Source organism: Nocardioides bruguierae (assembly GCF_023656415.1).
GTDB classification, from domain to species: Bacteria; Actinomycetota; Actinomycetes; order Propionibacteriales; family Nocardioidaceae; genus Nocardioides; species Nocardioides bruguierae.
In genome coordinates this window covers 1-20,959 of sequence record NZ_JAMOIL010000022.1, presented here as the reverse complement: position 1 = coordinate 20,959, position 20,959 = coordinate 1, and the positions used below count along the sequence as shown (strand labels likewise).

The window sequence follows — 20,959 nt, the reverse complement described above, 5'->3', positions numbered from 1 at the left end:
GACCCCGGGCGGCACCCGCCCCGCGGTCACCCCCCGCTGATGCTCGCCTCCGAGGAGGACCGTGCCCACCACCGAACGCTCGGACGACGTGCTTCGTCTGCGGAGCACGCTCGCCAAGATCGCCCCGGGCACCCCGCTGCGCGACGGGCTCGAGCGCATCCTGCGCGGTCGGACCGGCGCGCTCGTCGTCCTGGGGCACGACCGCGTCGTCGAGGGCATCGCCACCGGCGGGTTCACCCTCGACGTCCCCTTCACCGCCACCGGGCTGCGCGAGCTGGCCAAGATGGACGGCGCGATCATCGTGAACGCCGACCTCACGCGCATCCTGCGCGCGGCCGTGCACCTCATGCCCGACCACACACTGCCCTCCAGCGAGACCGGCACCCGCCACCGCACCGCGGACCGGGTGGCGCGCCAGACCGGGCACCCGGTGATCTCGGTGTCGCAGTCGATGCAGATCATCGCCGCCTACGTGGGCGAGACCCGGCACGTCCTGGAGGACTCCGGGCAGATCCTCTCCCGCGCCAACCAGGCCCTGGCCACGCTCGAGCGCTACAAGATGCGCCTGGACGAGGTGACCAGCACGCTCTCCGCGCTGGAGATCGAGGACCTCGCCACGGTCCGCGACGTGGCCGTCGTGGCCCAACGGCTCGAGATGGTCACCCGGATCGCCCGCGAGATCGAGGACTACGTGCTCGAGCTGGGCACCGACGGCCGCCTGCTCACCCTCCAGCTGGAGGAGCTGGTGACCGGTGTCGACGCCGAGCGCGAGCTGATCGTCCGCGACTACCTGCCCGCCGACCGTCGCGAGGAGTCCCCCGACGGCCCGCTGGCCGCCATGGCCGCCCTCTCGGGCACCGAGCTGGTCGACCCCGCCGCCGCGGCCCGCATCCTCGGTCTCGGCAACGGGGAGCACCTCGACGGCGCCGTGACCCCGCGCGGGTACCGGCTGCTGGCCAAGGTGCCGCGCCTGCCGGGCGCCGTGGTGGACCGCCTGGTCGACCACTTCGGCAGCCTGCAGAAGCTGCTCGCCGCCGGCATCGACGACCTCCAGGCCGTCGAGGGCGTGGGCGAGCTGCGGGCCCGCAGCGTCCGTGAGGGCCTCTCCCGGCTCGCGGAGTCGACGATCCTCGAGCGCTACGTCTGAGCCGACCGTCGGTGGTCGAGCAGGTCAGCGCAGGGCCGGCTCCGGCGTGCCGAGCAGCGAGGCAGCGGTGGCCCGGCACGACTCCTCCCACGGGGTCGGCTCGAGGCCGAGCTCGCGGGTGATCGCGCTGCTGTCCAGCACGTAGTCGCGGCGGAACTGGTAGGCCGTCTCCCGCAGCTCGCGCAGCAGGGGCACCACCAGGCCACCCACCGCCAGGGTGCCGGGCGGGAAGCCCCGCACCGGCTTCACGGGCAGTCCGGCGGCGCGGCACAGGTCCGCCACCGCGTCCCGGCCGGAGACCGCCTCGTGGGTGGGCGCGTGCCAGACCCGACCCCACGTCGAGGGGTGGTCGGTGACGGCGACGAGGGCGCGGGCGACGTCGCGGACGTCGGTCCAGGAGTGGCGGGTCCCGGGGTCGCCGAGCATCCACGCGGTGCGGCCACCGAGCGCCATGCGGCCGGCGAGGGTGAGGTGGCCGTTGTCGCCGACCCCGACGCCGGTGTAGTCGGACGCCCGGACCTCGACGACCCGGGCCCGGCCCGCCTCGTGAGCGGCGAACGCGTCGGCGCTCATCCGGGCGCGCAGCGCGGACTTGTGCCCGTTCGGCCGGTCGGGCAGGCCCTCGTGCATCGGCCCGTCGACCGGGCCGTAGGGGTAGAGGTTGCCGGTCACCGCGAGCAGCGCGCCGCTGCGCTCGGCCGCGGTCAGCAGCGCGGCCGCGACCGGGGGCCACGCCTCGTCCCACTGCGTGTAGTCGCCGGGGTTCACGCAGTTGTAGAACGCCGTCGCCCCCTGCACCAGGGCGCTCAGCGCGTCGGCGTCCGCGGCGTCGACGGCGACCCGCCGCACACCCGGCACGTCCTCGCCCCGGCCGCTGCGGCTGGCCAGCAGCACCTCGTCGCCGCGCTCGGCCAGCAGCCTCGCCGTCGCCCGACCCACCGGGCCGGCCCCCACCACCACGTACGTGCTCATCGCTTCCTCCAGATCAGTGCTCATGGTCGAGAGCAGTGCTCTCACTTCTCGAGCATGCGCCGCCGGTCGGACAAAAGCAAGAGCACCGCTCTTGTTTGCGTCCAGTGCTCTGGTCCGGGACGATGAGCCCATGTCCGAGCCCACCCCTGCGCCCCGCACGGCCCGTGAGCGCGCCCGGGTCGAGCTGACCCGCGAGATCCTCGCCAGCGCCGGTCGCCAGCTGGTCGAGGTCGGCCCGGCCGCGCTGTCGCTGCGGGCCGTCGCGCGCGACCTGGGCATGGCCTCCAGCGCCGTCTACCGCTACGTGGAATCCCGCGACGCACTGCTCACGCTGCTGCTGGTCGAGGGGTACGAGGACCTCGCCGCCGCGCTCGAGGCCAGCCAGGAGCCGCTGGCCGAGGACGACGTCAGCGGCAGGTTCCGCGCGCTGGGCCGCGCGCTGCGCGACTGGGCGCACGCGCAGCCGCACCGGTGGGCCCTGCTCTACGGCAGCCCCGTGCCCGGGTACGTCGCGCCGGCCGACACGGTCGGCCCCGCCACCCGCGTCGTCGCCCCGTTCCTGGAGACCCTCGCCGCCGCCCAGGCGCGGCCGGACGCCGCCGTCCCGCCGGCCCTCGACGACGACCTGGCCGCCTCGCTGGCGCCGGTGTCGCACGCGGTGCAGCCACCCCTGCTGCCGGGCCGGACCGCCGACGGGCTCGGCACCTGGTCGGCGCTGGTCGGCGCCGTCTCGCTGGAGCTGTTCGGCCACTTCAACAACGCCGTGCTCGACCCGCAGGCGTGGTTCGAGCACCTGCTGGGCCGGCTGGAGGAGTCCTTCGGCCGCTGAGGCTCAGGCCTCCAGGTGCCGGCGCCGCAGCAACGCCCGCAGGTCGCCCTCACCGAGCGGCGGCACCTCCGTGAAGCGCTCCGCGCTGCCGTGCGCCGGCGCGTCGGGGCGCAGCCCCTCGACCATGAGGCCGACCAGGCGCCGGTCCAGGTCGTCGCGGACGCCGGCACCGAACTCCCGGGCCGCCAGCAGCGCCGAGACGAGCACCGGCATGTCGGCGGCGGTGAAGCGCGGGTTCAGCCCGCCCTCGGCGTGGGCCCGGTCGACGACGGCGGCGAAGGCCACCCGGAGCCGGTCGGCGCTCTCCCGCGCCTGCGCCGCGAGCTCCGCCGGCAGGCCGTCGGCCTTGGTCTGCATGACCAGCTCGCGCAGCGCCCGGTCCTCGCCGAAGGCGTCCACCATGGTGCGCAGGAGCAGCAGGAAGCCCTCCCAGCCGTCCTCGAGCGCGAGGGCCTCCTCGGCGGTGGCCAGGAGCCCCACGAGTCGCTCGCCGGCCACCGCGAGCACCAGGTCGGCGCGGGTGGGGAACCTCCGGTAGAGGGTCCCCACCCCCACGCCGGCCCGGCGGGCCACCTCGGTCATCGTCGACTCCAGGCCGCGCTCGGCGAACACCTCGCGCGCGGCCACCAGGAGCCGCTCCCGGTTCGCCGCCGCGTCCGCCCTCAGAGCCATGCCGGGACCCTACTCAGGAGCACCGCGGGTCAGGCCACGTGCTCGGGCACGCGCTCGTGCTTGCCGCCGTGCGGTCCGACCTCGTCAGGCGTGCGGTCGCCGGCCGGCCTGCCCGAGGGGTAGAGGACGGCGGCGATCACGGCGGCCACCAGGAAGAACCCGGCCGAGAACAGGAACGCGACGCCGTAGCTGTGCACGGCCGCGGCCGCCGCGACGTCCGCCGCACCCCCGTGGTCGGCCGCGTAGGCGGTGGCCGCCGAGGCCGCCACGCTGGAGAGCAGCGAGGTGCCGATGGAGCCGCCGACCTGCTGGGAGGTGTTGACCACGGCGCTGGCCACGCCGGCGTCCTCGCGCCGGACGTTGTCCGTGGCCGAGCTCATGGCGTTCGAGAACACGAAGCCCATGCCGACGCCGAAGAGGATCAGGCCCGGCAGGACGTGGGTGGCATACGAGGTGTCGACGCCGATCCGGCTGAGCCAGAGCATGCCGATCGCGGCGATCACGGCGCCGGTCGGTACCAGCGGGCGCGGGCCGACGCGGGGGCGCAGCACGCTGCCGATGACGGGGGCGGTGACGAGGATCGAGCCGATCATCGGCAGGAACGCGACGCCGGAGCGGATCGCCGAGCACCCGAGCGTCGACTGCAGGTAGTAGGTGAGGAACAGGAAGACGCCGAACATCGAGACCGCGGCGAGGAGCACGGTCAGGTAGGAGGCGGCGCGGGTGCGGTCGAGCAGGACGCGCATCGGCAGCAGCGGGTGCTCGCTGCGGTTCTCGGCCCACACGAACAGCGCGAGCAGGACGACGCCGGCGGCCAGCGGGCCCCACGAGGTGACCGAGGCCCAGCCGTCGGTCTCGGACTGGGCGAAGCCGAGCACGAGCGCGAAGACGCCGAGCACGGAGAGCACCGCGCCGCGCAGGTCGAGGTGGTTGCCACCCGGGTCGCGCGGCTGCTTCGGGATGAAGACCAGCGCACCGATGACGACGATCGCGACCATCACGAGGTTGACGTACATGCACCAGCGCCACGAGACCCAGGACGTCAGCGCGCCACCGAGCAGCAGGCCGATGCCACCGCCACCACCGGCGATGGAGCCGAAGACGGCGAAGGCCTTGTCGCGGTCCTTGCTGCCGGCGAACGTCACCGTCATCAGCGACAGCACCGACGGGGCGAGCAGCGCACCGAAGACGCCCTGCGCGACGCGGGCGGCGACGAGCACCTCGAAGGACGGGGCCGCGCCACCCACGGCGCTGGCGAGCGCGAAGCCGATCGCGCCGATCATCAGCGTGTTGCGGCGGCCGAGGATGCCCGTGAGCCGGCCGCCGAGCAGCAGCAGCGAGCCGAACGCCAGCGAGTAGCCGGTGACGATCCACTGGCGGGCGGCGTCGTCGAAGCCCAGGTCGGTCTGGGCGTCGGGGAGGGCGATGTTGACGATGGTGGCGTCGAGGACGACGACCAGCTGGGCGAGGCCGAGCACGGCCAGGATCAGCCAGCGGCGGTCCGCGCCGGGCGCTGCGGCGGGCGGTGCCGCCTCCGGTGCCTGGGTCACGGGTGCTCCTTGAGAGGTTCCTGAGTGAAGCGGAGGACTGCCCTACACTTAAACGGAACCCACTCCTCCGCTTCGCGATTCCACTCCGGGCGCGAGACGCCGGTCACCCCTGGTGGCAGGGATGACCGGCGTCGGGAACCGGGGTACGACCCACCACATTCGTGGTTTCCCGATGCGGGAACCACGAATGTGGTGGGTCGTATCCGTCAGCCCCGCTCGCGGACGACGCTCAGCGCAAGCCGCGGCGCTGACGCTCGAGCTGGGCGGCGACCACGTCGTGGCAGGCGCGGCAGGCGGGGGCACCGGGGAGCGGGAAGGCCCGCTCGTAGGCCTTCTCCCAGGTCAGGGCCGGCATGCCGCAGGCCGTGACGGTGGTGCCCAGCTTCTTGGCGTGCACGAGCCCGGAGGAGACCGGGTCGCCGTGCACGGTGAACTCGATCATCGGGCCGGTGACGAACCAGGCCGGGAGCCGGCGCGGACGCTCGGCACCGGGGGCGGCCGGGGCGGTGGGGGCCGCCGCGGCACCGGTCGACGGGCGGCGCACCGGCGCTGCCGTCGTCCGCGCCCGCAGGCGGGTGGTGGGAACGCTGGGGACGGTGGTGACAGTCATGTTCAGACCCTCCGGAAGAGGGCGGCCAGGGCCTGGCCGCCGCCGATGCACATCGTGACGATGCCGAGCTCGAGATCGCGGCGCACCATGTCCTTCGCGGCCCTCAGGGAGAGGATCGCGCCGGTGGCGCCCACGGGGTGACCGAGCGCGATGGCTCCGCCGTAGGGGTTGACCCGCTCGGGGTCGAGCTTCGCGTCGCGGATGACCGCGAGCGCCTGGGAGGCGAAGGCCTCGTTGAGCTCGATCGTGCCGATGTCCGAGGGGCTGGTGCCCGTCTTCTCGAACAGGGTCTGCAGCGCGAGCACCGGGGCGTACCCCATGAGCTCGGGCTCCATGGCGCCGGTGGCCACGGCCACCAGCTCCACCATCGGGGTCAGGCCGCGCTCGGACACGGCCCTCTCCGAAGCCAGGACGACGGCGGCAGCGCCGTCGTTGATGCCGGAGGCGTTGCCGGCGGTGACCGAGCCGCCCTTCGTGAACGCGGGCCGCAGGCCGGCCAGCGTCTCGAGGGTGGTGCCCGGCTTGGGGTGCTCGTCGCGCTCGACGCTCACGGGCCGGCGTCCGCCCGAGGAGACCGGCACGATCTCCTCGGCGAAGGCGGCCTGCGCGGCGTCGGCGGCGGCCCGCTGCTGGGAGAGCAGCGCGAAGGCGTCCTGCTCCTCGCGGCTGACGCCGTACTTCTCGGCCACGTTCTCGGCGGTGACGCCCATGTGGATGCCGCCGAACGGGTCGGTCAGCATCATCACGGTGCCGTCGACGAGCGCACGGTCGCCGAGCCGGTAGCCGTTGCGGGCGCCGAAGTCGTAGAACGGCATCCGCGACATCGACTCGTCGCCACCGGCGACGGTGAGGTCGAGGCCGTTCCACCGCATCTCCATCGCGGCCGACCACAGCGCCTGGAGCCCGGAGCCGCAGAGCCGGTTGACGGTGTAGGCCGGGGTGCTCTTCGGCATCCCGGCCGTGATCGCGACCCGGCGGGCGTTGTAGGCGTCCGGGCCGACCTGGCCGATGCAGCCCATGACGACCTCCTGCACGGCCTCCGGGGCCACACCGGAGCGCTCGAGCGCCGCGGTGGCGGCGGCCGCCCCCAGCTCGTGGGCGGGGACGTCCTTGAGCGCGCCGCCGAACGAGCCGACCGGCGTGCGTGCCCCGTCGACGAGCAGGATCTTCTCGGCCATGACCGGGCTCAGAGCTCCGACTGGACGCCGGCGAGCAGCTGACGGGCCATGACGATGCGCTGCACCTGGTTGGTGCCCTCGTAGATCTGGGTGATCTTCGCGTCGCGCATCATCCGCTCGACCGGGTAGTCGCGGGTGAAGCCGTACCCGCCGAGCACCTGGACGGCGTCGGTGGTGACAGCCATGGCGGTGTCGGAGGCGAACGCCTTGGCGGCCGCGCCGAAGAACGTCAGGTCGGCGTCACCGCGCTCGGAGCGTCCGGCGGCGGCGTAGGTCATCTGACGGGCGGCCTCCACCTTCATGCCCATGTCGGCGAGCATGAACTGCAGCCCCTGGAAGTCGGCGATGGGCTTGCCGAACTGCTGGCGCTCCTTGGCGTAGCCGAGCGCGTAGTCCAGCGCGCCCTGGGCGATGCCGACGGCCTGCGCGGCGATGGTGACGCGGGTGTGGTCGAGCGTCTTCATCGCGGTGGCGAAGCCGGTGCCCTCGGCGCCGATCATCCGGTCGGCGGGGATGCGCACGTTGTCGAGGTAGACCTCGCGAGTGGGCGAGCCCTTGATGCCGAGCTTCTTCTCCGGCGCCCCGAAGGAGACGCCCTCGTCCGACTTCTCCACCACGAAGGCGGAGATGCCCTTGGAGCGGGCGTCGGGGTCGGTGACGGCCATGACCGTGTAGAACTCGGACTCACCCGCGTTGGTGATCCAGCGCTTGGTGCCGTTGAGCACCCAGTGGTCGCCGTCGCGCACCGCGCGGGTCTTCATGGCCACGGCGTCGGAGCCGGCGTCGGGCTCGGAGAGGCAGTAGGAGAAGCCACCCTCGCCGCGGGCGAGCGCGCCGAGGTAGTGCTTCTTGAGCTCCTCGGAGCCGGCGATCATCAGCGGCAGCGAGCCCAGCTTGTTGACCGCGGGGATCAGCGAGGACGAGGCGCAGGCCCGCGCCACCTCCTCGATCACGATGACGGTGGAGAGCGCGTCCGCGCCGGCGCCGCCGAACTCCTCGGGCACGTGCGGTGCGTGGAAGTCGGACGCCTGGAGGGCCGCGGCCGCCTCGTGCGGGTAGCGCGCCTGCTCGTCCACCTCGGCGGCGTGCGGCGCGATCTTCGCGTCGGCCAGCTCGCGGACGGCCTCGCGGACCGCCTGCTGCTCCTCGGAGAGGCCGTACATGGGGAAGTCGGACATGGTGGTGCTGTCTCCTCCTGGCCCGCGCGGCGGGCCTGGTGCGTGTGGGTCAGTAGGTGTAGAAGCCCCGGCCGGTCTTGCGGCCCAGGAGGCCGGCGTCGACCATCCGGGCCAGCAGCGGCGGCGGGGCGTACAGGGGCTCCTTGAACTCCTCGTACAGCGACTCCGCGACGGCCTTGGTGGTGTCCAGGCCGATGAGGTCCGCGAGCGCCAGCGGCCCCTGGGGGTGCGCGGCGCCGAGGACGAGGCCCTGGTCGATGTCCTCCGCAGAGGCGAAGCCGGACTCGAGCATCCGGATCGCCGAGAGGATGAACGGCACGAGCAGCTGGTTGACGACGAAGCCGGCCCGGTCCTGGCTGAGGATCGGGTGCTTGCCGAGCTGGTCGGCGGCGAAGGCCCGGGCCCGGGCGGTGGTGTCGTCGCCGGTCAGCAGGCTGGGCACCAGCTCGACTAGCGCCAGCACGGGGACCGGGTTGAAGAAGTGGATGCCGATGACCTGCTCGGGGCGACCCGTGACGGTGCCGAGCTTCATGATCGGGATCGAGGAGGTGTTCGACGCGAGGATCGCGTCCTCGGAGGCGACGACCCGGTCGAGGGTGCGGAAGAGGTCGACCTTCGCGGTCTCGTCCTCGACGATCGCCTCGACCACCAGGTCTCGGTCGGCGAGGGCCTCGAGGTCGGTGGCGACGGAGATCCGGCCCAGGACGTCGGCGGCCGACTCGATCTTGCCGCGCGTCTCCGCCCGCTTGAGGGAGGTCTCCAACCGGGACAGGCCCGCGTCCGCCGCAGCCCGGGAGGACTCGACGACCAGCACCTCCAGCCCCGACCGGGCGGACACCTCGGCGATGCCCGCTCCCATGAGGCCGCACCCGACGACCCCGACCTTCTCGACGTGTCCCACGTCACTCCCCTTTCCTTGGTACGGAGTACCGTACTCCTGGAACTGCGTATCACCAAGAGATTCGGCTACCTGAATATCGGGCGTCGGCGTCCGCTGGTCGAGCGTGGATCATCATCGTGGGCCCGCCCCCGGCCCGGCAGCACCCGAGAGGACCAGCAACCGTGAGCGAGACGACCTCCCCCAGCGCCTCCACCGCCCCGTCGACCAGCTCGTCGACCAGCTCGTCGGCCTCCGCCCGGGACCGCCTGCGCGCCGCGGCGTTCCGGCTCTTCGAGGAGCAGGGGTTCGAGGCCACGACGACCGGCGAGATCGCCGCCGCGGCCGGCGTCGGCCGCACGACGTTCTTCCGCGCGTTCGGCACCAAGGAGGACGTGGTCTTCCCCGACCACGACGAGGTGCTGGCGCGCGTGAACGCGCGCCTGGACGCGGCGCTGGACCGGGTCACCCTCACCGACGTCACCGAGGCCACGGGCCTGGTGCTCGGGCACTACCTGGCCGAGGGCGACCTCGCCCGGGCGCGGTACCGGCTCATCCGCCAGGTCTCCTCGCTCCGCGACCGCGAGGCCGCCAGCACCGTGCGCTACCAGCGGGTCTTCCGCGACGCGCTGCGGGGCTGGACCGGCGAGGAGGCCGGCAGCGACCTACGGGCGGAGCTGCTGGCGGGGGCCGTGGTGGCCGGGCACAACCACATCCTGCGCGCCTGGCTGCGCAGCGAGGAGACCGGCCCCGAGGTGGACGCACGCGCCCGGCGGGACTTCGCGGCGGCCATGGCCACGGTCGCCTCCGGGCTCGTCGCCGGCCCGGCCGACGGGGCGGGTGGCGGGACAGGTGGCGGGACAGGTGGCGGGGCGGGCGACGGCAGCACCGTCGTCGTCCTGCGCTCCGGACAGGACCCTGCCGCACTGCTCCCGGCCCTGCGCCAGGCGCTCGGCCTGGAGTGAGCCCGACTCCCTCCGGAACGCCGCGACCGCCGACCCGGGGAGGGACGGCGGTCGCGTGCGGGGCCGGCGGGGGCCGGCAGGGGGGCCTGCGTCAGGAGGCGTTGACCTCGGCACCGCGACGGCCGGCGTCGGCCAGCGCGGCCTCCTCGGCGGCCTGCTTCTCCAGCTCGGCCCGCCGGGAGTCGAAGACGCCCGGGTCGGAGATGAGGTCCGTCGCTCCGCGGTCGAGCCGCTTCAGCGCGGAGCGTCCGAAGACCTGCTGCTCGGTGGTGGTCCGCTCCGAGCGGCCGCGGCCGAGGAAGGAGACGAACCAGTGCATCACGGCGGTGACGCGGTTCTTGAAGCCGGTGATGTAGAAGAGGTGGACGACCAGCCACATGGCCCACGCGATGAAGCCGGTGAGCTTCAGCTTGCCGATCAGCGCCACGGCGCTGAAGCGGCTGATGGTGGCCATCGAGCCCTTGTCGAAGTACTGGAACGAGCCCTGCGACGGCTTGCCCTCGAGACGGCCCTGGATCTCCTTGGCCGCGAACTTCGCGCCCTGGATCGCGACCTGGGCGACGCCAGGCAGCCGGTTCAGGCTCATCATGTCGCCGACCACGAAGATCTCGGGGTGGCCCGGCAGCGTGAGGTCGGGATTCACGGAGATGCGGCCGGCGCGGTCGACCTCGGCGCCGGTCTGCTCGCCGAGCATCTTGCCCAGCGGGCTGGCGGCGACGCCGGCGGACCAGATCTTGGCGACGGAGTCGATGCGCTCGACGGTGCCGTCCTTGTACTTCATCTCCACGCCGCGCTCGTCGACGTCGGTCACCATGGCGCCGAGCTTGACCTCGACACCACGCTTCTCCAGCTCACGCTTGGCCTTGTCGCCGAGCTGCTCGCCGAACGGCGGGAGCACCTGCGGGGCGGCGTCGAGCAGGACGACGCGGGCGGTCTTGGTGTTGATCGCCCGGAAGTCCTTCTTCAGGGTGCGGTGTGCGAGCTCGGCGATCTGGCCGGCCATCTCCACGCCGGTCGGGCCGGCGCCGACGACCACGAAGGTCAGCAGGTGGTCGACGTTCTCGCCACGGCTCGCGCCGATCTCGGCCATCTCGAAGGCGCCGAAGATCCGGCCGCGCAGCTCGAGGGCGTCGTCGATGGACTTCATGCCGGGGGCGTACTCGGCGAAGTGGTCGTTGCCGAAGTAGGACTGGCCCGCGCCGGCGGCGACGAGGAGGGAGTCGTACGGGGTGACGGTCTTGCGGCCGAGGACCTCGGAAGTGACGGTGCGGTTCTCCACGTCGATGTGGGTGACCTCGCCCAGGAGCACGCGCGCGTTCTTCTGGTCGGAGAGGATCTCGCGGGTCGAGGGCGCGATCTCGCCCTCGGAGAGGATGCCGGTCGCCACCTGGTAGAGCAGCGGCTGGAACAGGTGGTGCGAGGTCTTGGCGATCATCGTGATCTCGACGTCGGCCCGCTTCAGCTCCTTGGTGCCGAAGAGGCCGCCGAAGCCGGAACCGATGACGACCACCCGGTGCTTGCCGGAGTCGTTCAGGGGTCGGGTGGTCTTGTTCTGCGCCTGCTGCTCAGACGTCATCGGCTTTGCTCCTTCACATCTGGCCCTCGACGGGCCGGTTCGCAGGTCTACCCCATGCCAGTTTCGCTCGTCCCCGGGCCGTTCGGCACTACCCCCCGGGCATGGAGGGCCGGGCATGTGACGCGGGTCGCAGCCACGGCTGCGCGTCGGGGTCGCGGTGAGTCCCTTCGTCGGGTAATGGCCACCCCCCGACCAGAGTTGCGCGACACTCGTAGTTCACAAAGGTCTAGAGGGGGGTTTGTGTTCCCCATCGGCAGGGCAAGCAGAGGATGGAGTCACGAGGCACGCGGCGATCAGGACCGCGGCCTGAGGAACAGTCGGAGGCAGCACCCGTGCCGTTGAACAGGCCCGCTCGTCGGCTGATGCCCGGCCCGCAGGCGGTCGCCGAGGCGCGTCGCTGGATCGTGCAGACGCTGCGCGACATCGAGCGCGACGACCTCCTGGAGACCGCGGAGCTCGCGGTCAGCGAGCTGGTCACCAACGCCGTCCTCCACTCCCTCGAGCCGATCTCGGTCCGGGTCCGCGGCACCCGCCAGCACCCTCGCGTCGAGGTGCACGACGGCTCGCCGGAGCCGCCGATCCTGCCGCACGAGACCTCCCCGGCCGCCCCGACCGAGCCGTCCGTCGACGTCGTGGAGGCCGACCTGCTGGCGACCTTCGGCCGGGGCCTCGACATCGTCGCCCGCTGCTCGGAGGCCTGGGGCGCGGACGTCGACCTGGACTCCCGCGGCAAGGTCGTGTGGTTCTCGCCCGCCCCCGAGGTCGCGGACCACGAAGGTCCGCGGGGCGTCGTCACGGGCGTGGACGCCGGCACGGTCACCGACCCGGAGGCCGCCACCCGCCCCGTGCACCTGCGCGGCCTGCCCGCGGACCTGTTCCGCGCGCTCGGCGTGCAGCAGGGCGCCCTGCGCCGCGAGGTGCGACTGCTGTCCCTGGCCCACGGCGACACCTACCCCGCGATCCACGAGCTGGACCAGGTGCTGGCCGTCCTGGACCAGACGCTGCGCCCCCTCCTCACCGACCCCGAGCGGGTCGTGGTCGACCAGCACGCCGGCCTGCTCGACCTCCAGTCGACGTCCGCGTCGACACCGTGGACGACCTGCGTCGGCTGGTCTCGCTTCTCGACCTCGCCGACGATTTCTGCCGCCAGCAGCGGCTGCTGACGATCGCGCGGGACGCGCGGCTGCGCGACTTCCAGTCCTGGCTGCTGGCCGAGATGGCCGCCCAAGGCTCCGGTGCCGAGCCGTCCCTGCTGCCCGGCTCCGTGGCGAGAGCCACGCTGGAGGGCGACCAGGTCGCGGGGTGAGCACCCCGCCGTCGTCCGTGGTTCCTAGGATCGTCGGGTGAGTGCTCCCCGTCCGTCCGCGATGCTCGCCGTCGCCGTGGGTGGAGCACTGGGCGCGGTGCTGCGCTGGTGGCTGGGCGAGGTCGCCCCGGACGGTGCCGGCTTCCCCGGCACCACCTTCGCGATCAACGTGGGCGGGGCGTTCGGGCTCGGCCTGCTGCCGGCGGTCGCCGCCGTGCGGCGCCGGCCGCTTCTCACGGCCGGGATCGGCACCGGGGTGCTCGGTGGCTTCACCACCCTGTCCACCGCCTCGGAGCAGGCGCGCGTGCTGCTGGCCTCCGGCCAGGTGCTCCTCGGCCTGGTCTACGTCGTGGGGACGCTGCTCGCGGCCGTGGCCGCGGTCGCGGTGGCCGACCGGCTCTCGACCCGGGCGCAGCAGGCCCGTGTCGAGGCCGAGGGCGGGGACGAGTGATGCCGGACGTGCTGCTCGTCGCGCTGGGCGCCGCCGCGGGCGCGCCGCTGCGCTACTGGCTCGGCCAGGTCTTCGACCGCCCGGGGCTGCACCGGGGCACCCTCGTGGCCAACCTGGTGGCCTCGACGCTGCTCGGGCTCTTCACCGGTCTCGCCCTCTCGGGGACGGTCACGGCCCTGCTCGGCACCGGGTTCTGCGGCGCGCTCTCGACGTACTCCTCGTTCGCGGTGCAGACCCACTCCCACCCGACCAGCCCGCGCGACGGCGCCGGCATCGTGCGGGGCGCGACCTACGCGCTGGTCACGCTCGTGCCGGCACTGGCCCTGTGCAGCCTGGGGTTCGTGGCGGGCACGGCCCTGGCCTGAGCGCTCGCGACCCGCTCGCCACCCGCACGCCGGCTCAGCCGTAGCCGAGCTCGTGCAGCCGGGACTCCGGCATCCCGAAGTGGTGCGCGATCTCGTGCACGACGGTGATCCGCACCTCCTCCGCGAGCTGCTCCGGGGTGTCGCAGAAGTCCAGCAGGGGCCCGCGGAACAGGAAGATCCGGTCGGGCAGCCGCGGCGGGGCGTCGAAGTCCGTCCGCTCGGTGAGCGCGACCCCGTCGTAGAGACCGAGCAGGTCGTCCGGCTCGTCGGCCGGCGGCTCGTCCTCGACGAGGACGACCAGGTTCTCCACCAGCGCCGCGATCTCGGCCGGGATGCCGTCGAGCGCGTCGTCGACCAGCGCGTCGAAGGCGGCGGCGTCGAGGTCCATCGGCACGCGGACATCGTGCCAGGTGGGCGCAACCGCCTCCGGACGCACGCAGGCCCGGATCTCGGTGAGATCCGGGCCTGTGGTGTGGCGACCCCGACGGGACTCGAACCCGCGGCCTCCGCCGTGACAGGGCGGCGCGCTAACCAACTGCGCTACGGGGCCAGGTGACTCTCCCGGCCGTGCCGGTGAAGCGTGAGAACTCTAACCCAGAGTCCTCACGGCTCCCAATTCGTCGGCGTCCCCCGCGACTGTGAGCCGCTGACCTGCACGGACGTACCGACCGGACCTGACCGGAGCCAGGAGCACCCCCAACGGGATTCGAACCCGTGCTACCGCCGTGAAAGGGCGGGGTCCTCGGACACCCGCCCGCGGGACGATGGCTCCCATCGTCCCGCAAGGAACGTGGCACCCCCAACGGGATTCGAACCCGTGCTACCGCCGTGAAAGGGCGGGGTCCTGGGCCGCTAGACGATGGGGGCCAGGCGGGGAGGAGTCTACGGTGAACGGTGCCGCGCTCCACACCCGCACCAGCCCGGCGTGGCAGGCTGGAGGCCCGGGCAGGCCGGGGCGAGGAGGACAGCAGCGTGGGCAAGGTGACCCTGCAGTCGATCGCCGACGCCGTCGGCGTCAGCCGCATGACGGTCTCGAACGCCTTCTCCCGACCCCAGAAGCTCTCCGCGGAGCTGCGCACCAAGATCCTCGCCACCGCCGAGGAGATGGGCTACGTGGGCCCCGACCCCGCCGCCCGCGCCCTGGCCCGCGGCCGCACCGGCACCGTCGGCCTGCTGATGACCGGCTGGCTCGGCGAGAACGCCGCCGACGCCGTCAGCATGGCCATGCTCGTGGCGGTCGGCGACGCCCTGGCCGAGCGCGGCCTCGCGCTCACGCTGATCCCCGCGGGGCTGGCCGGGGAGGAGGTCGTGCCGGCGCGCGACGTGCCCATGGACGGTGCGCTGGTCTACATCTGCGAGCCCGACTCCGCGGACGTGGCCTGGCTGCGCAAGCGCGACCTGCCGCTGGTCACGATCGACCAGCTGACGCTGAGCGACGTGCCGGCGATCAACGTCGACGACCGCAGCGGGGCCCGGGCCGTGGCCCAGCACCTGCTCGACCTGGGGCACCGACGCGTCAGCATCCTCCAGGTCGCGCCGCTGCACGAGGAGACCGAGTCCCCCGCTCGCGCCCAGGAGATCCACAACCCACCGGCGCACGAGCGGATGCTCGGCTGGCAGGACGCGCTGGCCGCCGCCGGTCTCGAGCCGGTCGAGGTGCGGCTGTCGGCCGCCACCCCGCACGAGCGCACCTTCGAGGTCGCCCGCCAGATGCTCGACCGGCCCGACCGGCCCACCGCGCTGCTCTGCTTCTCCGACTCGATGGCCGGGCAGGCCGTGCGAGCCGCGGAGTCGCTCGGGCTGGCGGTGCCCGGCGACGTCTCGGTCGTCGGGTTCGACGACAGCCCGGTCGCCGAGGCCCTCGGGCTCACCACCGTGGCCCAGCCGATCAGCGAGAAGGGCAGCCTGGCGGTGCGGCTGCTGGTCGACGCGATCGAGGCGCACCGCGAGGCCGTCGTCCCGGAGCCCGCGGACGGGGAGCCGCTGCACCGGGTGCTGCCCACCTCGCTGGTGGTCCGCACGAGCACCGCGCCCCCGTCGTCCTGACGTCACCCGATTCGTGAGCGACCGCACGGCTGGGTTAGAGTCGTCCCCGCTCGGGCAGGTAGCTCAGTTGGTACGAGCGATCGCCTGAAAAGTGATAGGTCGGCGGTTCGACCCCGCCCCTGCCCACGAGCACCGCGAGGCTCTGACTCGCGAGCGAAGGCCCCCACCGCGTGCGGTGGGGGCCTTCGGCGTTCCTGCGTCGTCGACCGGGCTCAGAGGCCCCGGCCCGACGGGGAGACGAGGATCTTCACGGCGGTCTCGTTGCGGTGGATCAAGGTGTCGAAGCCCTCAGTGACCAGGCCGTCGAGGCCGATCCGCCCGGTGATGAAGGGGGCCAGGTCGATCTTGCCGCTCTCCACCAGCTCGATGGTGGCCGGGTGGGAGTTCACGTAGGCGATGGTGCCGCGCACGTCGAGCTCCTTGAGCACGATCTTCTGCATGTCGAACTGGGCGGGCCTGCCCCAGATCGAGACGACGGTGAGCACGCCGGTCGGGCGCAGCGCGTCGACGAGGGTGTCGACGGCCGCCTGCACCGAGGTGCACTCGAAGCCGACGTCCGCGCCCTTGCCGCCGGTCAGCGCCCGGACCTCGGCGACGACGTCCTGGGAGGCGGGGTCGAGGACGTGCTTGGCGACCCCGGTCTCCGCGGCCTTCTGGCGGCGCAGCGGGCTCATCTCGGAGACGATCACCTCGACGCCGAGGGCGGTGAGGACGGCGGAGGTCAGCAGCCCGATCGGGCCGGCGCCGACCACGAGGGCGACGTCGCCGGCCTTCGCGCCGGAGCGCTGGGCGGCGTGGTAGCCGACGGAGAGCGGCTCGATGAGCGCGGCCTGGTCGAGCGGCACGTCGTTGCTGACGGGGTGCACCCAGCGGCGCTTGACGACGATCTTCTCGCCGAGTCCACCACCGCCACCGCCCAGGCCGATGAAGTTCATGTCGTCGGAGAGGTGGTAGTCGGTCGACGCGGGGCCGGTCTCGACCTCGTCGCGGATGATGTAGGGCTCCACGACGACGTGCTGCCCGACCTCGAGGTCGCTGACGCCCCCGCCGACCGCGTACACGACGCCGGACATCTCGTGGCCCAGCGTGACCGGGGCGGACTCGCCGCTGATCGGGTGCGGGTGGCCGTGCGGCGGCACGAAGATCGGACCCTCGGTGTACTCGTGCAGGTCGGTGCCGCAGATGCCGCACCAGGCCACGTCGATGCCGACGGTGCCCGGCGTGACGGCGGGCTCGTCGACCTCCTCGATGCGGATGTCGCCCCGGTCGTAGTAGCGCGCTGCGCGCATGCGTCTCAGCTCCTCTGCCGACGACCCGGGTCCGGGGCGTCGGCCGCTCGGTGAAGTGGTCACCTCCGACGCAAGTCCCGCTCCGAGCGCGGATCAAGCGTTGCATCGACATGCGTCGAGAAGTGCGCCGAACGGGCCCCGCGGCGCGCCGAGCGGTCGGGGCGAGAGAGCGAGCGAGGGGTCAGCCCGCGGCGGCCGGGGCCAGCACGCCCTCGAGCCGGCCGAGCTGGGACTTGTAGCCCCACTTCATGCCGAATGCCGCCATCCGCGCCTTCGGCCCGATGCTGGAGATCACCACGTCGAGCCGCACGTGCGTGCCGCCGTCCTGCTCGGTCATCGTCACGGTGTTCACGTGCTCGATCAGGGTGTCCTCACGAGTGCCGTCGGTCCACGACTCGGCGCTCCAGACGAGGCGCTGCGGCTCGTCCACCTCGGTGAAGGTGCCGACCATCGGCCAGCGGGTGCCGGCGTACTTGCCCATGCCCGGTCCGGCCTCCATCACGATCGCGATCTCGCCCCCGACGCGGCAGTCGACGCGGCACTCGGGCACGAGGGTCTTCTCCGGGCCCCACCACCGCGCGAGCAGGTCGGGCTCGGTCCACGCCCGCCAGACCGCGGCGGGCGCGGCGCCGTAGGTGCGCTCGAGGGTGAACGTCTTCTGCTTCTTGAGCACGGGCACGTCAGGACTCCTGGGTGGGACGGGTGGGCGGGACGGGGTGGGCCGGCGCGTCGGCGGCGCCGGACTCCAGCAGGGCGCCGAGCGCGTCGAGACGGGTCTCCCAGAGGGTCTCGAAGGACTCCAGCCAGTCGCCGATCTCGGCGAACCGCTGCTGCTCGAGGCGGTAGACCCGCCGCCGGGCGACGGGCTCGACCCGCACGAGGCCTGCCTCCCCCAGCACCCGCAGGTGCTTGGAGACCTGCGGCTGGCGCAGGCCCAGCGCGTCGGCGATGTCGCCGACGGCCCGCGGGCCGGCGCGCAGCAGCTCCACGATCCGCAGGCGGCTGGGCTCGCCCAGCGCCGCGAACGTCGGGGCGGCGAGAGCGGCGGCGGTCACGGGCTCGACGCTAGGACCAGCGACATATTCCCGTCAAGGAATATCTCATCCGGTGCGCCACAGACCACTCACAGCCGCACGTGGCAGGCTCGACGCATGACGCCCGACGACACGATCCTCCCCACCCTCGTCGGCCTCCCCGTGGACGAGGCGGAGCGCCGCGCCACCGACGCCGGCTGGCGCGTGCGCGTGCTCGGCCCCGGCGCGATGGCGACGATGGACCACCGCACCGACCGCGCGAACCTCGAGCACGACGAGACCGGCACGGTCGTCCGCGCCTACCAGGGCTGAGCCCGCTCAGGAGCGGACGTGCATCCGCTCGCCCTGCGGCCCGTACAGCGCGAGCACCTCGGCGGGGTGCGGGCCGGGGTTCTCCACCCAGTGCGGCGTGCGGGTGTCGAACTCCACCACCTCACCGGGGCCGAGCACGAGGTCCCGGGTGCCGAGCACGAGCCGCACGCGCCCGGACAGCACGTACATCCACTCGTAGCCGTCGTGGGTGCGCAGCTCGTCGGGCTCCGCGCCGGGCCGCGGCGGCATCACCATCTTGAACGCCTGGACGCCACCGGGGCGCCGCGTCAGCGGCAGGTAGGTGCGCCCGTGGCGCTTGAGCGGGGTCAGCCGCACCCGCGGGTCGCCGGTCTCGGGCGCGTCGACGAGCTCGTCCAGCGCCACGCGGTGGGCCCGCGCCAGCGGCAGCAGGAGCTCCAGGGTCGGCTTGCGCTGGCCGGACTCCAGCCGACTCAGCGTGCTGACCGAGATGCCGGTCTCGGCGGCCAGGTCCGCCAGGGTCGCCTCCCGCTCCAGGCGCAGCTGGCGCAGCCGGGGGCCGACCTGCTCGAGCGCCTGCTGGGTCTGTCGGGTCTCGTCGGGAGCGTCCACGGCACGATCGTGCACCCCGAATTGCTATTTCGGCAAGAATGTTTGCGCTTCTCTCCGGGGCGGGTCACGCTCGTGCCATGAGCGAGCAGCAGTCCCCCCAGTCCCAGCCCCAGCCGCACGAGGACCACGGCCACGGCCACCAGCACGGCCACGGGCACGGGCACCAGCCGCAGGTGCCGGCCGTCGAGGTGCCCGCGGGTCCCGAGGACGTCGACGTCCTCGTCGTGGGCGGCGGCGCCGCGGGCCTGGCCGGCGCGCTCTCGGTGGCCCGGGCCCGGCGCTCGGTGCTGGTCGTGGACGCCGGCGAGCAGCGCAACCTGCCCGCCGGCGCGGTGCACAACCTGCTCACCCGCGACGGCACCCCGCCCGCCGAGCTCGCCCGGCTCGGCCGCGAGGAGGTCACCCGCTTCGGCGCCGTCGTGGAGCAGGGCCGGGTCGCCGGCGCCACCCCGTGGAGCCACGAGGGCACCGGCTTCGCCGTCACCGTCGAGAGCCCGGACGGCGGCACCCGCACCGTGCTGGCGCGGCGCCTGCTCGTCACCTCGGGCCTCGTCGACGACCTGCCCGCCCTGCCCGGCCTGGCCGAGCAGTGGGGCCGCGGCGTCGTGCACTGCCCCTACTGCCACGGCTACGAGGCGCGCGACGGCCGCGTGGTCGTGCTCGGCACGAACCCGATGGCCGGGCACGCCGGCCTGCTGTGGCGGCAGTGGTCCGCAGAGGTGACGGTGCTGCTCGACCCGGCCGTCGAGATCGCCGGGCCCGAGGCCGAGCGGCTCGACGCACGCGGAGTGGAGACCGTCGCCGGCACCGCGGCCGAGGTGGTGGTGGAGGGCGACCGCGTCACCGGCGTCCGCACGACCGGGGGCGAGGTGCTGCCCTGCGACTTCGTGGTGGTCGGCGCCCCGATGGCCGCCCGCAGCGAGGTGCTCGAGCAGCTGGGCGCCGCCGTCGTCCCCCTCGAGATGGGCGGCCACGTCTTCGGCACCCGCGTCGAGACCACGCCCACCGGCGCCACCTCCGTGCCGGGCGTCTACGCGGCGGGCAACGTGACCAACCTGCAGGCGCAGGTCGTGACGGCGATGGCCGAGGGCACGTGGGCGGGCGCCCAGGTGAACATGGAGCTGGTCACCGAGGACGCCGACAAGGCCGTCGCGGCGACCCGCGCGCAGATCTTCGAGCGGCCGGCCTGGGACGAGCGCTACGGCGGCGAAGACCACATGTGGAGCGGGCGGGTCAACGCGGCCCTCCAGCAGGAGGTCGAGCACCTGAGGCCCGGCCGCGCGCTGGACGTCGGCTCCGGCGAGGGCGGCGACGCGATCTGGCTGGCGCAGCAGGGCTGGGACGTCACCGGGTTCGAGTTCTCGGCCACCGGCCGGGCGCGCGCGGCCGAGGCCGCCGCGGCCCGCGGCCTCACCGAGCGCACCCACTGGCGCGACGTCGACGTCCGCACCTTCGAGGCCGGCGAGGAGCGGTGGGACCTGGTCACCAGCTTCTTCGTGCACCTCCCGGACGGCGGCATGCTCGACGTGACCCGACGCCTGGCCGCGGCCGTGGCCCCCGGCGGCACGCTGCTGGTCGTCGGCCACCACCCGGTGGACATGCCCGCCGGCCGCGGCCCCGGCCGCTACACGCACACCGCCGAGCAGCTCGTGCCGGCGCTCGACCCAGCCGCATGGGACGTCCACGCCGAGACCCGCGCCCGCACCGCGCCCGCCCGCGACGGCTCCGGCGAGCAGGTCACCTGGCACGACGCGATCCTCCGCGCCGTCCGCCGCGCCTGATCCCTGGCCCTCATCCCCCGGCGCCCCCGGATAGTCCGTGACGTTCTGCAGGTCCCACGCGGGGTGGATTCAGCCTGTCGTCGCAACAGGTGGATCTGACTCGCCCGACAGTAGTGCGTCGAGTTCCTCCGCGGGGGTGCGCCACTTCAGTGTCTTGCGAGGACGGGCGTTGAGCTCGGCGGCGATCTGATCGAGCATCCCGGGTCCGTAGAACGAGAGGTCCTCGCTCT

Annotated in this window: 23 protein-coding genes, 4 tRNA genes and 1 pseudogene; 11 read left to right on the top strand and 17 right to left on the bottom strand. The window is 73.4% G+C overall.

Features of this window, described 5'->3' with window-relative positions:
- Window positions 1-61: 61 nt before the first annotated feature.
- The gene (gene disA / locus M8330_RS15510; protein ID WP_250828056.1) at window positions 62-1,147 is read left to right on the top strand and encodes a DNA integrity scanning diadenylate cyclase DisA; all 1,086 of its coding nucleotides are present in this window, start codon (window positions 62-64) and stop codon (window positions 1,145-1,147) included.
- Between the two features lie 24 nt (window positions 1,148-1,171).
- On the opposite strand, the gene M8330_RS15505 is transcribed toward disA, so the two are convergent.
- Window positions 1,172-2,119: an NAD-dependent epimerase/dehydratase family protein gene (locus M8330_RS15505; RefSeq protein ID WP_250828055.1), complete on the bottom strand. Its 948-nt coding sequence runs from the start codon at window positions 2,117-2,119 to the stop codon at window positions 1,172-1,174.
- Between the two features lie 130 nt (window positions 2,120-2,249).
- On the opposite strand from M8330_RS15505, the gene M8330_RS15500 reads away from it, so the two are divergent.
- Window positions 2,250-2,948, top strand: coding sequence for a TetR/AcrR family transcriptional regulator (locus M8330_RS15500; RefSeq protein WP_250828054.1), 699 nt, complete (start codon window positions 2,250-2,252; stop codon window positions 2,946-2,948).
- A 3-nt stretch (window positions 2,949-2,951) separates the two neighbouring features.
- On the opposite strand, the gene M8330_RS15495 is transcribed toward M8330_RS15500, so the two are convergent.
- The 6 genes from M8330_RS15495 to M8330_RS15470 form a co-directional block, all read right to left on the bottom strand.
- Entirely contained in the window at window positions 2,952-3,620 is a 669-nt protein-coding gene (locus M8330_RS15495; RefSeq protein WP_250828053.1) for a TetR/AcrR family transcriptional regulator, read from the bottom strand.
- A gap of 29 nt (window positions 3,621-3,649) precedes the next feature.
- On the bottom strand, window positions 3,650-5,170 hold the full coding sequence (locus M8330_RS15490) for an MFS transporter (RefSeq protein WP_250828052.1): 1,521 nt from the start codon (window positions 5,168-5,170) through the stop codon (window positions 3,650-3,652).
- Window positions 5,171-5,399: 229 nt separating this feature from the next.
- Window positions 5,400-5,780: a hypothetical protein gene (locus tag M8330_RS15485; protein ID WP_250828051.1), complete on the bottom strand. Its 381-nt coding sequence runs from the start codon at window positions 5,778-5,780 to the stop codon at window positions 5,400-5,402.
- A gap of 2 nt (window positions 5,781-5,782) precedes the next feature.
- Entirely contained in the window at window positions 5,783-6,958 is a 1,176-nt protein-coding gene (locus M8330_RS15480) for a thiolase family protein (RefSeq protein ID WP_250828050.1), read from the bottom strand.
- 8 nt (window positions 6,959-6,966) lie between these two features.
- A complete protein-coding gene (locus tag M8330_RS15475; protein ID WP_250051013.1) occupies window positions 6,967-8,136 on the bottom strand; it encodes an acyl-CoA dehydrogenase family protein in 1,170 nt (389 codons plus the stop codon).
- A gap of 49 nt (window positions 8,137-8,185) precedes the next feature.
- The gene (locus M8330_RS15470) at window positions 8,186-9,037 is read right to left on the bottom strand and encodes a 3-hydroxybutyryl-CoA dehydrogenase (protein WP_308196293.1); all 852 of its coding nucleotides are present in this window, start codon (window positions 9,035-9,037) and stop codon (window positions 8,186-8,188) included.
- A 161-nt stretch (window positions 9,038-9,198) separates the two neighbouring features.
- On the opposite strand from M8330_RS15470, the gene M8330_RS15465 reads away from it, so the two are divergent.
- Window positions 9,199-9,978, top strand: a complete 780-nt coding sequence (locus M8330_RS15465; protein WP_250828049.1) for a TetR/AcrR family transcriptional regulator — start codon at window positions 9,199-9,201, stop codon at window positions 9,976-9,978.
- Between the two features lie 91 nt (window positions 9,979-10,069).
- Here the strand turns inward: M8330_RS15465 and M8330_RS15460 are convergent, their stop codons facing one another.
- Complete coding sequence (locus M8330_RS15460; RefSeq protein ID WP_250051017.1) at window positions 10,070-11,554, bottom strand: NAD(P)/FAD-dependent oxidoreductase; 1,485 nt, start codon at window positions 11,552-11,554, stop codon at window positions 10,070-10,072.
- A gap of 332 nt (window positions 11,555-11,886) precedes the next feature.
- Here M8330_RS15460 and M8330_RS15455 point away from each other — a divergent pair, with 332 nt between their 5' ends.
- The 4 genes from M8330_RS15455 to M8330_RS15440 are packed head-to-tail and all read left to right on the top strand — an operon-like array spanning window position 11,887 to window position 13,676.
- A complete protein-coding gene (locus M8330_RS15455) occupies window positions 11,887-12,717 on the top strand; it encodes an ATP-binding protein (RefSeq protein WP_250828048.1) in 831 nt (276 codons plus the stop codon).
- Window positions 12,645-12,860, top strand: coding sequence for a hypothetical protein (locus M8330_RS15450; RefSeq protein ID WP_250828047.1), 216 nt, complete (start codon window positions 12,645-12,647; stop codon window positions 12,858-12,860). Before M8330_RS15455 ends, M8330_RS15450 begins: the two co-directional genes overlap by 73 nt.
- Window positions 12,861-12,897: 37 nt before the next feature.
- Window positions 12,898-13,311 carry a fluoride efflux transporter FluC gene (locus tag M8330_RS15445; RefSeq protein ID WP_250051021.1) on the top strand — a complete coding sequence of 138 codons (414 nt, stop codon included), beginning with the start codon at window positions 12,898-12,900 and terminating at the stop codon, window positions 13,309-13,311.
- Window positions 13,311-13,676: a fluoride efflux transporter FluC gene (locus M8330_RS15440; protein WP_250051023.1), complete on the top strand. Its 366-nt coding sequence runs from the start codon at window positions 13,311-13,313 to the stop codon at window positions 13,674-13,676. The genes M8330_RS15445 and M8330_RS15440 overlap by 1 nt, the downstream gene beginning before the upstream one ends.
- A 34-nt stretch (window positions 13,677-13,710) precedes the next feature.
- Here the strand turns inward: M8330_RS15440 and M8330_RS15435 are convergent, their stop codons facing one another.
- From M8330_RS15435 to M8330_RS15420, 4 genes are all read right to left on the bottom strand, one after another.
- A complete protein-coding gene (locus tag M8330_RS15435) occupies window positions 13,711-14,064 on the bottom strand; it encodes a metallopeptidase family protein (protein WP_250828113.1) in 354 nt (117 codons plus the stop codon).
- A gap of 85 nt (window positions 14,065-14,149) precedes the next feature.
- Window positions 14,150-14,226: transfer RNA gene (locus M8330_RS15430), tRNA-Asp, on the bottom strand.
- Between the two features lie 136 nt (window positions 14,227-14,362).
- Window positions 14,363-14,448, bottom strand: a tRNA-Glu gene (locus M8330_RS15425).
- 19 nt (window positions 14,449-14,467) lie between these two features.
- Window positions 14,468-14,543: transfer RNA gene (locus tag M8330_RS15420), tRNA-Glu, on the bottom strand.
- A 105-nt stretch (window positions 14,544-14,648) separates the two neighbouring features.
- Between M8330_RS15420 and M8330_RS15415 the strand changes: the two genes are divergently transcribed.
- On the top strand, window positions 14,649-15,722 hold the full coding sequence (locus M8330_RS15415) for a LacI family DNA-binding transcriptional regulator (RefSeq protein ID WP_250828046.1): 1,074 nt from the start codon (window positions 14,649-14,651) through the stop codon (window positions 15,720-15,722).
- A 52-nt stretch (window positions 15,723-15,774) separates the two neighbouring features.
- Window positions 15,775-15,848 (top strand) — tRNA-Phe (locus M8330_RS15410).
- Window positions 15,849-15,934: 86 nt separating this feature from the next.
- On the opposite strand, the gene M8330_RS15405 is transcribed toward M8330_RS15410, so the two are convergent.
- The 3 genes from M8330_RS15405 to M8330_RS15395 form a co-directional block, all read right to left on the bottom strand.
- Complete coding sequence (locus M8330_RS15405; RefSeq protein WP_250828045.1) at window positions 15,935-17,011, bottom strand: 2,3-butanediol dehydrogenase; 1,077 nt, start codon at window positions 17,009-17,011, stop codon at window positions 15,935-15,937.
- 181 nt (window positions 17,012-17,192) lie between these two features.
- Window positions 17,193-17,690 (bottom strand): SRPBCC family protein, encoded by a 498-nt coding sequence (locus tag M8330_RS15400; protein ID WP_250828044.1) that lies wholly within the window; start codon window positions 17,688-17,690, stop codon window positions 17,193-17,195.
- A 1-nt stretch (window position 17,691) separates the two neighbouring features.
- Window positions 17,692-18,066 (bottom strand): ArsR/SmtB family transcription factor, encoded by a 375-nt coding sequence (locus M8330_RS15395; RefSeq protein WP_250828043.1) that lies wholly within the window; start codon window positions 18,064-18,066, stop codon window positions 17,692-17,694.
- Window positions 18,067-18,162: 96 nt separating this feature from the next.
- Here M8330_RS15395 and M8330_RS15390 point away from each other — a divergent pair, with 96 nt between their 5' ends.
- Window positions 18,163-18,357: an I78 family peptidase inhibitor gene (locus M8330_RS15390; RefSeq protein ID WP_250828042.1), complete on the top strand. Its 195-nt coding sequence runs from the start codon at window positions 18,163-18,165 to the stop codon at window positions 18,355-18,357.
- Window positions 18,358-18,363: 6 nt separating this feature from the next.
- On the opposite strand, the gene M8330_RS15385 is transcribed toward M8330_RS15390, so the two are convergent.
- The gene (locus M8330_RS15385; RefSeq protein ID WP_250051038.1) at window positions 18,364-18,948 is read right to left on the bottom strand and encodes a helix-turn-helix domain-containing protein; all 585 of its coding nucleotides are present in this window, start codon (window positions 18,946-18,948) and stop codon (window positions 18,364-18,366) included.
- A 77-nt stretch (window positions 18,949-19,025) separates the two neighbouring features.
- Between M8330_RS15385 and M8330_RS15380 the strand changes: the two genes are divergently transcribed.
- Window positions 19,026-20,729 carry an SAM-dependent methyltransferase gene (locus M8330_RS15380; protein ID WP_250828041.1) on the top strand — a complete coding sequence of 568 codons (1,704 nt, stop codon included), beginning with the start codon at window positions 19,026-19,028 and terminating at the stop codon, window positions 20,727-20,729.
- Window positions 20,730-20,798: 69 nt separating this feature from the next.
- Here M8330_RS15380 and M8330_RS22835 read toward each other — a convergent pair.
- Window positions 20,799-20,959: pseudogene (locus M8330_RS22835) on the bottom strand (IS30 family transposase); the annotation flags it as partial.

Bases quoted from the DNA above. Each gene is read 5' to 3' on its own strand.
- M8330_RS15475 (WP_250051013.1), bottom strand. From the start codon at position 8,136: ATGTCCGACTTCCCCATGTACGGCCTCTCCGAGGAGCAGCAGGCGGTC.
- M8330_RS15440 (WP_250051023.1), top strand. From the start codon at position 13,311: ATGCCGGACGTGCTGCTCGTCGCGCTGGGCGCCGCCGCGGGCGCGCCG.
- M8330_RS15380 (WP_250828041.1), top strand. From the start codon at position 19,026: ATGAGCGAGCAGCAGTCCCCCCAGTCCCAGCCCCAGCCGCACGAGGAC.
- M8330_RS15405 (WP_250828045.1), bottom strand. From the start codon at position 17,011: ATGCGCGCAGCGCGCTACTACGACCGGGGCGACATCCGCATCGAGGAG.
- M8330_RS15460 (WP_250051017.1), bottom strand. From the start codon at position 11,554: ATGACGTCTGAGCAGCAGGCGCAGAACAAGACCACCCGACCCCTGAAC.
- M8330_RS15390 (WP_250828042.1), top strand. From the start codon at position 18,163: ATGACGCCCGACGACACGATCCTCCCCACCCTCGTCGGCCTCCCCGTG.
- M8330_RS15500 (WP_250828054.1), top strand. From the start codon at position 2,250: ATGTCCGAGCCCACCCCTGCGCCCCGCACGGCCCGTGAGCGCGCCCGG.
- M8330_RS15435 (WP_250828113.1), bottom strand. From the start codon at position 14,064: ATGGACCTCGACGCCGCCGCCTTCGACGCGCTGGTCGACGACGCGCTC.
- M8330_RS15505 (WP_250828055.1), bottom strand. From the start codon at position 2,119: ATGAGCACGTACGTGGTGGTGGGGGCCGGCCCGGTGGGTCGGGCGACG.
- M8330_RS15485 (WP_250828051.1), bottom strand. From the start codon at position 5,780: ATGACTGTCACCACCGTCCCCAGCGTTCCCACCACCCGCCTGCGGGCG.
- M8330_RS15495 (WP_250828053.1), bottom strand. From the start codon at position 3,620: ATGGCTCTGAGGGCGGACGCGGCGGCGAACCGGGAGCGGCTCCTGGTG.
- M8330_RS15480 (WP_250828050.1), bottom strand. From the start codon at position 6,958: ATGGCCGAGAAGATCCTGCTCGTCGACGGGGCACGCACGCCGGTCGGC.